We start from the raw sequence: 13,543 nt of genomic DNA on the forward strand, positions 1-13,543 counted from the left end.
CGTGCCATAAGTGGTACGCCCATTTTTTAGTGAATATCCTTCTTCTTAAAGCGACCACCCTTTACCTCTGCGATATTACCAATGGCTAAAAAGGCATTATCATCTATCTCAGCGACAATTGATTTTAGCTTAGATTCTTCTAACCGAGTAATAACTGTGAAGATGACTTTCTTATCGTTGCCAGTATAAGCTCCTTCCCCATGAAGGAAAGTAACACCACGCCCAAGTCGATCCATAATTGTTTGTCCTATTTCATCAATGTCGTCACTAATGATATAAACGGATTTTGATTCCTCTAATCCTTGAATCACAATATCAATCATTTTATAGGCAATATAGTATGCAATAATGGAGTACATTGCTTGTTCCCAATTAAAAACAAAACCTGCCACTGTGAAAATAAGGACGTTGAAGAACATAATAATTTCTCCAACTGAAAAAGGCGTCTTGCTATTAAAAAGAATGGCTAGTATTTCAGTTCCATCCAAAGAACCACCATATCGAATGACAATTCCGACACCAACGCCTAAAATCATTCCCCCAAAAACTGTAGCCAATAATGTATCTTCCGTAAATGGATGTATGTTATGTAAGACAAGGGTTGCTAAGGAGAGTACGGTAATACCTAGCCCTGTAGACAGTGCGAAAGTTTTACCAATTTGTTTATAGCCTAAGAAAATAAAAGGTAAGTTTAAAATGAAGATGAAAATACCAAGGGGTAAATTTAATAAATGAGATGTAATGATGGAAACACCGACAATGCCTCCATCCATAATGTGGTTGGGTACTAAAAATAATTCTAAGCCCAATGCCATTATAATCGCACCTAGTGACACCATAATAATTCTTAGGAAAATTTTATGCATATTCGTTCTCTGATGTCTCAACATTTTTGTTGGATTATCAGCGGTTTGTGAATCACTCAATTTAATCGCTCCAATCAAATAGTGTACCTTCTCTTATATTTTATCGGAATATTAAAAAAGTAAAAAGTATTAAGTCAAAATTCCCTTGAAAAAATTTAGAAATTAGTATACTCACTATTCAGCATTCACTTCATTAATTACCTAATATGTAGATAAAATATCAATAAATAAAAAGTATCTAAAATGTATTCTATGTAACAATTAGTAGTTAAATAATACATTTACATTACAAAAGGGTGAAATTATTCAAACGTTATTTTCTTTATGGTACATTATAAGGGTGCAAAAAATCCTTGTGGGTAAATCATCCTACTGAAGGGTAAAGTTGGAAGGGGCTTTATTGATGAATTCGTTTTTTAAAAGAAAAGAAGAAAACAATAGATTCACCTACAATTTTTCTTCTTTTAAAAAGGCTTCAATCGTTGCAGTTTTAATGACAAGCCTAACGATTAATATGGGTTTTGCCAAGGAATATGACAAAGAAAACTTAAATAAAATTTACCACGTTTATGTGGGGAATGAATATATTGGTGCAGTATCTGATGAGAAGGTAATTCAAGATATCATTGCATCTAAAGAAAAAGCAGCGAGTCAGCAATTTAAAGGGCTTTCTATTGACGCTAGTTCAGCTGTTAAAATAATCCCAGAACAAGTTTTTGTGAATGAAACAAAAGATGCAGAAACACTATCAAAGCTTAAGCAATCATTAGTAGCGAAGTCTGATGCATTTACATTATTAGTTGATCATAAACCAGTCGTATCGTTAAAGAATACAGAGGCTTATGAAAAAACTGTTCAGCTGTTAAAGCTACAATATGTTTCTCAGCAAGAATTAGATAAACTAGCGAATACCCAACAATCTATTAATAATTTACCTGAACTGCAAAATGGTGAATCGCGTCTTTTAGATATTTCCTTTAAACAGGGAGTCTCAGGATTATCACAAAAGGTTACACCAACTGATATTTTATCGCCTGAGCAAGCAGTAAAATATTTAATGACAGGTCATCTAGAGCAAGAAACATATAAAATTCAATCAGGTGATGTATTAGGTTCGGTTGCTAAAAAACACAATTTAACAACTAGTGAACTATTAGCTTTGAATCCTGGTATTACTGTGGATACAGTTTTACAAATTGGGCAAGCATTAAATGTTACAGTGGCAAAGCCATTTGTCACAATTGAGGTAAAAAAGGAAAAGAAAGTTGCAGATGTAATTCCATTTAAAAAAGTGGTCAAAGAAGACCCGACTATGTATAAAGGCGAAAAAGTGATTAAACAAGAAGGCGCTAATGGAAAAAAAGAAACAACCTATGCATTAACATCTGAAAACGGTACGCAAACATCGAAAGTAGCATTAGAAGAAAAAATCATTCAACAACCAGTAGATCAAATTGAAGTAGTTGGCACAAAGGTAATTTCTTCACGAGGTACTGGCGAATTTGCATGGCCAGCAGTTGGGGGCTATATCTCAAGTGGTATGGGTGAACGTTGGGGAGCCTTCCATCGTGGTATTGATATCGCTCGTCCAAGTAACTATAATATTTTAGCTGCTGATAATGGTATAGTTGTTGCGGCTGGTTCTTCAGGCACTTATGGTAATCGTATTGTTATTAATCACAATAATGGTTATACAACGCTTTATGGACATTTATCTTCAATTAATGTTGAAGTGGGACAAGTAGTGGAAAAAGGTTCGGTAATCGGCATAATGGGTTCAACTGGTAATTCTACAGGTACTCATTTGCACTTTGAAGTTGAAAAGAACGGTTCATTAGAAAATCCATTATCTTATGTAGGTCGATAAACGTGTTGAATAGAAGGCAGTCCGAATAGTGGACTGTCTTTTTCTATTATTTCCCGAGAAATAATTGTTGAAATATATCCTTTTATGTCACAGTATTGGATGGATTGAATATCGATTAATGCATAGAACTCGAAAGCATGATAGAGTTAAGAGTAGTGAATTTACAAATACACATTGTTTAGAATAGATAAAAAGCGAAAGGGAGAGAATGTATGAACAAAACAATATTAGTTGTTGACGATGAAAAACCAATCGCAGATATTTTGCAATTTAATTTAATAAAAGAAGGCTATAAAGTTATTTGTGCTTATGATGGAGATGAAGCGTTAAAGAAAGTGGAGGAAGAGCAACCCGACTTAATGCTTTTAGATATCATGCTGCCGAAGCGTGATGGAATGGAAGTTTGTAGAGAGGTACGTAAAAAATACGATTTCCCTATAATTATGCTAACAGCTAAAGGCTCTGAAATTGATAAAGTATTAGGATTAGAGATGGGTGCAGATGATTATGTAACAAAGCCATTTAGTACTCGTGAGCTTATTGCGCGTGTAAAAGCCAATATGCGCCGTTTACAAGTGGTTGCTCCTGTGGCAGAAGAGGCTGAGGAAGAGTCAAATGAGATTGTGGTAGGATCTCTTGTTATTCAACCAGATGCATATCTAGTAATGAAGCGTGATGAAACAATTGAATTAACACATCGTGAATTTGAGTTACTTCATTATTTAGGAAAACACATTGGTCAAGTAATGACACGTGAGCACTTACTACAAACGGTATGGGGCTATGATTACTTTGGCGATGTGCGAACTGTTGACGTAACAATTCGTCGCTTACGTGAAAAAATTGAGGATAATCCTAGTCATCCTGCTTGGATTGTCACACGACGTGGTGTAGGTTATTATTTACGAAATCCTGAACAGGAGTAATAGGAATGCAGAAAGTAAGCTTCTTTAAATCCATTCATGTCAAATTAGTGCTGATTTATATTTTATTAATCTTACTTGCTTTACAAATTATCGGTATCTATTTCGCACGTCAATTAGAACAAAATTTGAAGAGCAACTTCCAAGATTCTATTTTCCAGCGGGTTGACTTGATGCAATATAGTCTCCGTGAGGAAATTTTAAAGGAACGCGATGAAAGCATGCCAAAACTAGAGGAAAGCTTAAAGTCAATTGTCATGGAGTTTTCTACTGGTTTAAGGGATGTTTCGAATGGTGATATTCTAGAAATTCGTGTCATTGATGATAGACAAAGGATACTAGCAACATCTGAGCTTGAGAATCAAAATTTAATTGGACAACGCTCTAACACAGACCTTGTACGACGTGCGATATCGGCTGAAACGCTCTTTGATATCATTAAACTTGATAACAAAACAAGGAATCGAGTATGGGTATTGGCGAACCCGATTCGAGCGGGTGCAGGGCCAGATGATGAAATTATCGGTGTTCTATATATTGAAGCGAATATTGAGTCTGTTTTTGAACAAATGAACGAAATTAATCGTATTTTCCTTGGCGGCACAGCAATGTCGTTAGTCTTTACGATCTTTTTAGGTATTCTTGTTGCACGAACAATTACACAGCCAATTGCTGATATGCGAAAGCAAGCTCAGGCGATGGCGAAGGGAAACTATTCCCGAAAAGTACGCGTATATGGTACGGATGAAATCGGACAGCTAGCGATAACCTTTAATCATTTAACTAATCGTTTACAAGAGGCACAATCGACCACAGAAGCTGAACGACGTAAGCTCGATTCGGTTCTGAGTAATATGACAGATGGGGTTATTGCAACAGATCGTAAGGGACGTATTATTTTAATTAATGATCCTGCACTTGAGTTGCTACATATTTCAAGGGATATTACATTAGGTCGCCCTATTGCTTCCGTATTGGGAATCGATCAGGAATATAGTTTTGAAGACTTGATTTATATGAGTGATGCAATCAATTTAAACTTTAGTACAGCGGATGCTCCCTATATATTACGTGCCAATTTCTCCGTTATTCAAAAAGAGACAGGCTTTATTAATGGTCTTATTACTGTACTACACGATATAACGGAGCAGGAAAAGATAGAAATGGATCGACGAGAGTTTGTATCGAATGTATCACATGAATTAAGAACACCATTAACAACAATGCGTAGTTATTTAGAGGCACTAGCAGATGGGGCATGGAAAGATGAAAATATCGCTCCTACATTTTTAAATGTAACGCAAACTGAAACGGAGCGTATGATTCGTCTAGTGAATGATTTATTGCAATTATCACGAATGGATAGTGCAGACTACGAATTGAATAAAGATATTGTCTTATTTAATTCATTCTTTAATCGTATAATTGACCGATTTGAAATGTCTAAGTCCGATAAAGTACAATTTGAACGAATATTCCCTGAAACGTCCTTCTATGTAGAAATTGATACGGATAAGGTGACTCAGGTTATTGATAATATTATTTCAAATGCAATCAAATACTCACCGGATGGTGGTAATATTCGCTTTGGCTTTACTGGACAAGGGGATATGCTGAAAGTCATGATTTCAGATGATGGTATGGGGATTCCTAAAGAAAACGTAGGTCGTATTTTTGATCGTTTCTATCGCGTTGATCGTGCACGAGCTCGTTCAATGGGAGGAACAGGATTAGGATTGGCTATTGCTCGGGAAATGATTGAGGCTCATGGTGGTAAGATTTGGGCTGAAAGTGAGGAAGGACAAGGTACAACCATTTTCTTCACATTACCATATGATGCAGATGAATTTGGTGAGGCAGGTGAGTGGGAATGAAATATATAGAACCAGTTAAATCTGTTGTACTATTTCTACTCGTCATGCTGAGTGTGGTTTTAACCTTTTTGATCTGGACCTATACACCTGATTATAAATATATAGAAAAAACAGAGTTAGAGGAAATTCTAATTAAGCCTCAAAAAGATATGGAGGATGTTATTCGTCCATACAAGGCTATTTTCCGTTCCGATGAGGAATTTAAAGGTACAGTATCTAACGCAGCTATGAAAGATATTATGAAAGTATTTAAAGGCTGGAATGTATTAGACTTAGTGCCCGTTAACAATAATCTTTCTGCAAACTATGTCAATCAAATCATTGGCACAAATAATCGCATGACAATCTTTTTCACTGGAGAGATTCCTTTTTCAGCCTTTAACACGATTTTTCAGTTTACGGATAAGGAATTACCAGAAACAACATTTAATCGTATGATTATAGATTGGAGCAATTATAATAGCAAGGATTTAATGATTTATTACATTAGTGGTAATAACCAATCATTATTCCGATCACATGTCAGCGTGCCAAACATGAATCAATTTATACAGGAAGTCATAGAGCCTGCAAAAAAATATGGCACTTTTAAAGAAATTGAGCGAGAAAGCCAGACATCTCTTTATGTAGATAACAATAAAACGGAATCTGTAAAATTTACGTACTATATTGAAGAAATCTCACCAGAATTATTTAAAAATGTATTATTTACAGATCCAAATATTGTACGGCGCAATATTGAAAGTGCGTCTTCTGAAAAATATACAGATGGTATGTCATTAATGACGTTAGATACAAATCTAAAGTCATTAAATTATGTTTATCCAGCTGCAGAGAGCGGTATTAGAATTGAGCCATCAAAACTTCTAAAAGATAGCTTTGAATTTATTAACGAGCATGGTGGATTTACTGCAGATTTCCGCTATGCTTCAACAAGTACCAATAAAAATCAAATGGATTATCAATTATATTTGCAAGGTTTACCGGTCTATAGCAATCATGTCATTACCCGGATGACGACAATTTGGGGAGATAGCCGGATTTTCCATTATAAGCGTCCATACTTTTCCTTAGATATGGATATTGAAGCAGAAAAGGAAATAAAAGAATTGCCTTCTGGAGTAAATATTGCCGAGAGATTAAAAAACGCAAATAATATTGCCTTAGCTGATATTGATGAGATTGTTTTGGGTTATTATTTAACGCAAAACCAAGAACTTAATATATTTACATTTGAACCATGCTGGTTTGTCATTCGTAATGGATCTTGGATTAAACTAACTCCTGAAGTATTAGGAGGTGTTAAAAATGGATTGGAATAGAACAAAATCTATTTTTATATTCGTTTTTTTAATTCTAAACATCTTCTTGTATTCCCTTTATGTAAATCGCTATAATGAAGCGAAAGATATTGAGGTTCCAGGTGAAAAAACAATAGAAGCTCGTTTAAAAGATGATAATATTACGTATGGCACACTACCAAATAATATTGAAACTGCTTCGTATATGACAGCTCAAGTCCATAAATTCACAACAGCTGAATTTAGTAATAGCAACCAACAAATTAATATTAAGGATTCAAAGGCGGATTCAAAGGCTCGTGCTATTTTTATAAAACCTGTTAAATTACGTAATGTGAGTGATGATGCAAGCTTTACGGATTTTGTCCTTGCAAACATAACTGAAGGAGAATCTTACGCCTTATGGAAAGTAGACAGGGAAGAACGAGTCGCTGTTTTTTTCCAGAAAACCAATAATCGAATGTTTTATTATAATGGTTCATTAAAAATTAAGTGGAATGCTAACAATGAAGTAACGATGTATGAACAAACAATGATTGATAATATTGAGGAAATGGAACAACAGGAAACTGTCATTCCGCCTCTTCAAATTATTCAAACTTTATATGCAAAGGGAACGCTCAAGCCAGACTCGCGTATTACGCAAATGAAGTTAGGTTACTCCACGCTTGTTAAATTAACTCGAACTCAGGTATTAGTGCCAACATGGGAAGTTCAAGTGAAATTATCTGATGGACAAAAGGAAGAGTATTTTGTCAATGCAGTTGAAGGCAAAGTGATCGAGATCCAGGAGGACAAGCAAGAGAGCGAAGAAGAAGACTGGGGAGTTGAATAATGCGATTTAGTGTTTTAGCTAGTGGCAGTACAGGAAATTCGATTTATGTAGAAAATGACGACTACTCTTTTATCGTCGACGCTGGCCTTAGTGGGAAAAAAATGGAGCAGCTTTTTACAAAAATCGACCGTAATATGAAGCAGCTTAGTGGTATTTTTGTTACACATGAGCATAGTGATCATATTAAAGGGATTGGTGTACTGGCACGAAAATATAATGTACCAATTTATGCAAACGCCAAAACGTGGCAGGCAATGGACGGGCTAGTTGGCGACATTCCTATAGAGCAACGCTTTGAATTTGAAATGGACACAGTGAAACATTTTGGTTCTTTAGCCGTTGAATCCTTTGCCGTTTCTCACGATGCAGCAGATCCAATGTTCTACACTTTCCATGAGAATGATCGTAAGCTTGTCATTATTACAGATACGGGCTATGTCAGTGATCGTATGAAGGGTATTATACGTGGTGCAGATTCTTTTGTTTTTGAAAGTAATCATGATGTTAATATGCTTCAAATGGGACGTTATCCTTGGTCGATTAAACGTCGTATTTTAAGTGATGTAGGACATGTTTCTAATGAGGATGCCGCTATCGCAATGAGTGAAGTTGTGTTTGATAAGACGACCAATATTTATCTTTCGCATTTAAGTAAGGATAATAATATGAAAGAGTTGGCACGTATGAGCGTCACACAAACATTGCAATCTTGTGGCATTCTTGTAGGTGAGCATGTGCATCTTTTTGATACAGATGCAGAGGAACCTACAACATTAGTCACGGTTTAATCATAAGATATTTAGGGAAAACTTGATGCTGTTCAATGCATTTCACAATGTGCATTGAGCAGCTATTTTTATGTCCATTTTAATTGTTTTTCATCTGATTTTAATGTTTGAATCGTAAGATTAGGGTAACAATTAAACAAATAGCAGTAAATGAAAGGATGAGGAACATGAGTTACTTTCAAGATGATGATAAAAACAGTGATTTCTTAAAAAAGGATGAAATACCGAAATCACCGCTGCAAGAAAGGTTAGAGCGTGAGGAGCAGGAAATGCAGGCCAAGCGTCTTAAAAAGAAAGGCGGAGGAAAAGGCGGTTATTTCTTTAGTGGTTTGATTGGTGTTATTATAGGAGCATTACTTGTATGGCTTATGTTACCGGGACTTGTCAATCAAATGCCTGGAACAACATCAAGTAGTACTGCAAAAAATAATACAACAATTAACCAAGTTGCAACAGAGGTAACGACAGATGTTACTTCAGCGGTAGACAAAGCCTCAGATGCAGTTGTTGGTATTGCAAATATTCAAGAAGTAACAAGTGGAGGTTTTTGGAGTCCACCATCAACAACTACAAAAGAAGCGGGCAGCGGTTCAGGTGTTGTTTATAAAATCGAAGGTGATAAAGCCTTTATCGTCACAAATAACCACGTTATTGAAGGGGCCAAGCAGCTAGAGGTCACAATGCAAGACGGAACAAAAGAACCTGCACAACTAGTCGGTCATGACGTTTGGACTGACCTTGCAGTTATTTCTATTAACTCTAAAAATGTTAAAACAGTGGCGACATTCGGGAACTCAGATGTTTTAAAACAAGGGGAAACGGTCATTGCCATTGGGAATCCACTTGGTCTAGAATTTTATGGCTCTGTTACAACGGGTGTTGTTTCAGGTAAAGACCGCTCTGTACCGGTAGACTTAAATGGTGATGGCACAGAAGATTGGCAACAAGAAGTATTACAAACAGATGCTGCGATTAACCCAGGGAATAGCGGGGGAGCACTTGTGAACTTAGCTGGAGAATTAGTAGGGATTAACTCCATGAAAATTGCTGAATCCTCAGTGGAAGGATTAGGATTTTCTATTCCAATTAATTCAGCTATTCCAATTATCGAGGAATTAGAGAAAAATGGAGAAATGAAACGTCCAACAATGGGAGTTTCACTAGCTGATTTAACAGATGTCCCATCATTCTATCAGCAACAAACATTAAAATTACCTGCAGAGGTGACAACAGGCGTTGTTGTAACAGATGTTATGAATAACTCACCAGCATCAAAAGCAGGTGTTCAACAATATGATGTTATTGTTGAAATGGATGGTCAAAAAATTGAAACAACAATTGATTTACGCAAACATTTATATAATGACAAAAAAATTGGTGATAAACTAACATTAAAAGTGTACCGTCAAGGTAAATTAGTCGAACTATCACTAACATTAACAAACGGTAATACATTGTAAACAATATGAAAAAAACGATGGTGATCTAAAAAATCCCCATCGTTTTTTTTATGAGGATGAGGAAAAACTTTAATGAAATATTGTGGATAACTAGAAAATTGTGAATACCATGAAATCGTGAGAAAAAGGCACTTCTTCCATACATGCCATTCCTTTGTTACAATAGATTGTGGATAACATAGACTGATTTGTGAATAAGTTTGTGGAAATTTCGGAAAATAAGGAGACATCAAAAAATGGAAAAGTACAGCTGTGAAAGTCATATAGATCACGCTTTAGACATGTTTGTAGCAGAGCAAAAAGAGTTCCCAATTATGGATAAAATCGAAGAGGATAAAAAGTTATCCACAAAGTGTAGCTACTGTGAACAGCCTGCGGAATATATTGTATCAAGTAAATAACTTTACACAATATATAGGTGGCGCTTGTGGATATGTTGATAACTTTTGTGGATAATTTGTTTGTAAATGAATTGTAAAGGTGGATAACGTGTGAATATAACGATTGTATCAGTCGGCAAACTAAAAGAAAAGTACTTAAAAATGGGTATCGATGAGTACGTAAAACGTCTAGGCGGCTACGCAAAAATAGATGTGATTGAGGTACCAGACGAAAAGGCGCCTGAACAACTAAGTGAAGCCGAAATGGACATCGTCAAGAAAAAAGAGGGGGAACGCATACTAGCTAAAATTAGCCAAGATGCCTACGTGATCGCTCTAGCTATTAACGGCAAAATGAAAACCTCCGAACAAATGGCAGCGGATATTGAATCTCTTATGACCTACGGCAAAAGTAAAATCACCTTTGTCATCGGTGGCTCCCTCGGCCTACATGAAGATGTCCTAAAACGAGCCGACGAACTACAATCCTTTGGCAAAATGACGCTACCGCACCAGCTCATGAAGCTCGTGCTAGTGGAACAGATTTATCGAAGCTTTAGGATTATGAAGGGTGAACCGTACCATAAGTAAGTGCTGTTTTCTTAGTCCTATACATCTAAAATGCTGCATTTTTAGAGGAAAGAGAAGACTTGAAAGATAATTATATAATGCGAATTTTGTAGAAAAGTGTCGGGTGCTATTAAAAGTGCCTGATACTTTTTTGTTTTATCGGGAGTAGATTGGGTATTAACTATCATAAGCAAGTTATATAGCAAGAGGTATTGAAGGAATAATCGAAAAAGAAAGGAGTTATAGCCAACATGTTGTTGAATAAGAAGTTACTATTAGTCTTTAGTACAATTGTAGTCTGCTTTTTGTCTGGTTGTGCTGAGAAGCAGAAGCTTGAAGACGGATCTGAATTAATAAATAAAAATCAATTTGTTTTTGCTACTTCTGGTGAATTTAAGCCATTTAGTTATATAAATGACGATCTCACAATGTCGGGCTTTGATATTGAGGTTGGTGAAGCGATTGCAAAGGAAATGGGCCTTGAGCCGGTTCAGAAACGAATCAAGTTCAAAGGGATTGTTGAAGGGGTAAAAACAGGCAGAGCAGATGCAGCCGTTGCAAGCCACACGATTAACCCACAGCGAAGTAAACATGTTTCTTTCTCTACCCCGTATTATTATTCAGGACCAAAAATTTTCACCAGACCGGATAGTAAGATAAGGACTGTTGAAGATTTAAAGGGAAAGGAAGTAGCGGTTGCAAAAGGATCAACATATGCCGATACAGCTTCTAAGTATACAGACAAAATAAAAACATATGACAGCGATATTACAGCATTAAAGGCGTTGAGTAGCGGACGTCATGATGCAGTAATCACAGATTTTGTTACAGGAAAAACTGCTGAAAAGGAAGGGTTTGAGATTAAAGGACAGCAATTAATTAATCGCAGTGAACAAGCAATCGTGCTGCCCCAGGATAATCCAAAGCTATTGAAGCGAGTAAATGAAACTTTGGAGCAACTTCGGGAAAATGGAACATTGACTCAAATCAGTATCAAATATTTTGGTGAGGACATTACCAAAAAATCAGAATAAACGAATGCTATAAAAGAAAGGAAGTAGTACTTTGCCAAGTTTTTCGCATTTTTTTCACATACTAATGGAAACAAAAGGTGTATTCTTTAAAGCTATGCTTTTAACATTAGAGCTGACGGTGGTTTCTATCTTGCTTGGAATCGTCATCGGACTTGCCTTTGCCTTATTAAAAATTTCTAATATAAAAATTTTAGAACTTATTTCAGATATATATGTCTATTTGGTTCGCGGAACACCGCTGATTGTTCAAATATTTATCCTCTACTTTGGAATTAGCGGGATTTTCCTTCTTCCTGATTTTTGGGCTGCTTCACTTGCTCTAGCGTTACATAATGGAGCTTATATTTCTGAAATTCTTAGGGGAGCAATTCAGTCAGTCGATAAAGGCCAGTTTGAGGCAGGACGCTCTTTGGGAATGACAAAGACACTGACATTAAGAAGGATTATTCTCCCACAGGCATTCCGTAGAGCATTACCGCCTTTAGGCAATCAATTTATCATAAGCTTAAAAGATTCCTCGTTAGCCGCATTTATCTCCATGAATGAGCTGTTTAATGTGGCGACAACACTTGGGTCAAATAATTTTGATGAAATGACTTATTTACTCATTGTAGCAGTCTACTATTTATTACTGGTAGCGTTGATGACATTTGTAGTGAAACGAACTGAACTAAAATTAACAGTAAGCGACAGATAGGAGCTGAAAAGATTGGACACTAAGGAAATGATTAAAATAAAACAATTGAATAAATCATTCGGAGACTTACATGTATTGAAAAATATCGACATGACAGTCTACGAGAGCGATGTTGTTTGTCTAATAGGATCGAGCGGATCAGGGAAAAGCACCCTCCTTCGCTGTTTGAACTTTTTAGAAAGAAAGGATAACGGCCATATTATAATTGAGGGAAATGAAGTCAATCCACGAACAGATGACCTTAACAAGATTAGAGAAAAGGTAGGTATGGTGTTTCAAAATTTTAACTTATTCCCACACAAAACGGTTCTGGAAAATATTATTGAAGCACCTATTATGGTAAAGGGTGTAGGCAAAGAGAAAGCTATCATCAAAGCAAAACAATTACTGAAAAAAGTAGGTTTGGAAGATAAGTCGGATGTCTATCCTAGTAAGCTATCAGGGGGGCAAAAGCAACGGGTGGCGATTGCTAGAGCACTTGCGATGGAACCAGACATTATGCTTTTTGATGAGCCAACATCGGCACTCGATCCCGAGCTTGTGGGAGAGGTTTTAACAACCATGAAAGACTTGGCTGAAGAAGGTATGACAATGGTTGTTGTAACCCATGAAATGGGATTCGCAAGAGAAGTAGCTGATTGGATTGTGTATATGCATGATGGGAAAATTATTGAACGCGGCACACCTGAACAATTTTTTAACCATCCGAAAGAGGAGAGAACTCGGGAATTTTTAACTGCGACAATGCTTAAATAAAACTAAATGGTCCTGCCTATATGAAAGGAAGGACCTCTTATATTGAAGCACTAAATTGTTAATTTATAGAGGAAAGAAGCATTCTTTATATTAATAACTAAAATTTAGTTAAATCACATCATTAAATTTCTTATAAAGCATGTACGAAAAAACTGCAATTAGACTAGTTAAGGCGAACCATGGAAATTTAAT

The 13,543-nt window shown here is 36.1% G+C and carries 13 protein-coding genes; 12 read left to right on the plus strand and 1 reads right to left on the minus strand.

Features of this window, described 5'->3' with window-relative positions; genetic code table 11:
- Positions 1-26: 26 nt before the first annotated feature.
- Positions 27-890, minus strand: coding sequence for a YitT family protein (locus ABC382_RS15375; RefSeq protein WP_274797396.1), 864 nt, complete (start codon positions 888-890; stop codon positions 27-29).
- Positions 891-1,269: 379 nt separating this feature from the next.
- Between ABC382_RS15375 and ABC382_RS15380 the strand changes: the two genes are divergently transcribed.
- The 12 genes from ABC382_RS15380 (at position 1,270) to ABC382_RS15435 (ending at position 13,351) form a co-directional block, all read left to right on the plus strand.
- Positions 1,270-2,733 carry a peptidoglycan DD-metalloendopeptidase family protein gene (locus ABC382_RS15380; RefSeq protein ID WP_312506361.1) on the plus strand — a complete coding sequence of 488 codons (1,464 nt, stop codon included), beginning with the start codon at positions 1,270-1,272 and terminating at the stop codon, positions 2,731-2,733.
- 212 nt (positions 2,734-2,945) lie between these two features.
- A complete protein-coding gene (gene yycF / locus ABC382_RS15385) occupies positions 2,946-3,659 on the plus strand; it encodes a response regulator YycF (protein WP_274795080.1) in 714 nt (237 codons plus the stop codon).
- Positions 3,660-3,664: 5 nt separating this feature from the next.
- Positions 3,665-5,530 (plus strand): cell wall metabolism sensor histidine kinase WalK, encoded by a 1,866-nt coding sequence (gene walK / locus ABC382_RS15390; RefSeq protein ID WP_274795079.1) that lies wholly within the window; start codon positions 3,665-3,667, stop codon positions 5,528-5,530.
- Positions 5,527-6,852: a YycH family regulatory protein gene (locus tag ABC382_RS15395; RefSeq protein WP_322611482.1), complete on the plus strand. Its 1,326-nt coding sequence runs from the start codon at positions 5,527-5,529 to the stop codon at positions 6,850-6,852. Before walK ends, ABC382_RS15395 begins: the two co-directional genes overlap by 4 nt.
- Positions 6,839-7,666 carry a two-component system regulatory protein YycI gene (locus ABC382_RS15400; RefSeq protein ID WP_274795077.1) on the plus strand — a complete coding sequence of 276 codons (828 nt, stop codon included), beginning with the start codon at positions 6,839-6,841 and terminating at the stop codon, positions 7,664-7,666. The genes ABC382_RS15395 and ABC382_RS15400 overlap by 14 nt, the downstream gene beginning before the upstream one ends.
- On the plus strand, positions 7,666-8,454 hold the full coding sequence (locus tag ABC382_RS15405; RefSeq protein WP_274795076.1) for an MBL fold metallo-hydrolase: 789 nt from the start codon (positions 7,666-7,668) through the stop codon (positions 8,452-8,454). Before ABC382_RS15400 ends, ABC382_RS15405 begins: the two co-directional genes overlap by 1 nt.
- 167 nt (positions 8,455-8,621) lie before the next feature.
- Positions 8,622-9,914 (plus strand): S1C family serine protease, encoded by a 1,293-nt coding sequence (locus ABC382_RS15410; RefSeq protein ID WP_274795075.1) that lies wholly within the window; start codon positions 8,622-8,624, stop codon positions 9,912-9,914.
- Positions 9,915-10,150: 236 nt separating this feature from the next.
- Entirely contained in the window at positions 10,151-10,315 is a 165-nt protein-coding gene (locus ABC382_RS15415; RefSeq protein WP_274795073.1) for a CxxH/CxxC protein, read from the plus strand.
- Between the two features lie 90 nt (positions 10,316-10,405).
- Entirely contained in the window at positions 10,406-10,885 is a 480-nt protein-coding gene (rlmH, locus tag ABC382_RS15420) for a 23S rRNA (pseudouridine(1915)-N(3))-methyltransferase RlmH (RefSeq protein ID WP_274795071.1), read from the plus strand.
- A gap of 230 nt (positions 10,886-11,115) precedes the next feature.
- Complete coding sequence (locus ABC382_RS15425) at positions 11,116-11,898, plus strand: transporter substrate-binding domain-containing protein (protein WP_274795070.1); 783 nt, start codon at positions 11,116-11,118, stop codon at positions 11,896-11,898.
- A 31-nt stretch (positions 11,899-11,929) separates the two neighbouring features.
- The gene (locus tag ABC382_RS15430) at positions 11,930-12,595 is read left to right on the plus strand and encodes an amino acid ABC transporter permease (protein WP_274795069.1); all 666 of its coding nucleotides are present in this window, start codon (positions 11,930-11,932) and stop codon (positions 12,593-12,595) included.
- A 27-nt stretch (positions 12,596-12,622) separates the two neighbouring features.
- Entirely contained in the window at positions 12,623-13,351 is a 729-nt protein-coding gene (locus ABC382_RS15435; protein ID WP_396631789.1) for an amino acid ABC transporter ATP-binding protein, read from the plus strand.
- Positions 13,352-13,543: the final 192 nt, after the last annotated feature.

The organism is Lysinibacillus phoenicis (assembly GCF_047238325.1).
GTDB classification, from domain to species: domain Bacteria; phylum Bacillota; class Bacilli; order Bacillales_A; family Planococcaceae; genus Lysinibacillus; species Lysinibacillus irui.

Bases quoted from the DNA above. Each gene is read 5' to 3' on its own strand.
- ABC382_RS15375 (WP_274797396.1), bottom strand. From the start codon at position 890: ATGTTGAGACATCAGAGAACGAATATGCATAAAATTTTCCTAAGAATT.
- ABC382_RS15400 (WP_274795077.1), top strand. From the start codon at position 6,839: ATGGATTGGAATAGAACAAAATCTATTTTTATATTCGTTTTTTTAATT.
- ABC382_RS15425 (WP_274795070.1), top strand. From the start codon at position 11,116: ATGTTGTTGAATAAGAAGTTACTATTAGTCTTTAGTACAATTGTAGTC.
- ABC382_RS15410 (WP_274795075.1), top strand. From the start codon at position 8,622: ATGAGTTACTTTCAAGATGATGATAAAAACAGTGATTTCTTAAAAAAG.
- walK (WP_274795079.1), top strand. From the start codon at position 3,665: ATGCAGAAAGTAAGCTTCTTTAAATCCATTCATGTCAAATTAGTGCTG.
- yycF (WP_274795080.1), top strand. From the start codon at position 2,946: ATGAACAAAACAATATTAGTTGTTGACGATGAAAAACCAATCGCAGAT.
- ABC382_RS15435 (WP_396631789.1), top strand. From the start codon at position 12,623: ATGATTAAAATAAAACAATTGAATAAATCATTCGGAGACTTACATGTA.
- ABC382_RS15395 (WP_322611482.1), top strand. From the start codon at position 5,527: ATGAAATATATAGAACCAGTTAAATCTGTTGTACTATTTCTACTCGTC.
- ABC382_RS15380 (WP_312506361.1), top strand. From the start codon at position 1,270: ATGAATTCGTTTTTTAAAAGAAAAGAAGAAAACAATAGATTCACCTAC.
- ABC382_RS15415 (WP_274795073.1), top strand. From the start codon at position 10,151: ATGGAAAAGTACAGCTGTGAAAGTCATATAGATCACGCTTTAGACATG.
- ABC382_RS15405 (WP_274795076.1), top strand. From the start codon at position 7,666: ATGCGATTTAGTGTTTTAGCTAGTGGCAGTACAGGAAATTCGATTTAT.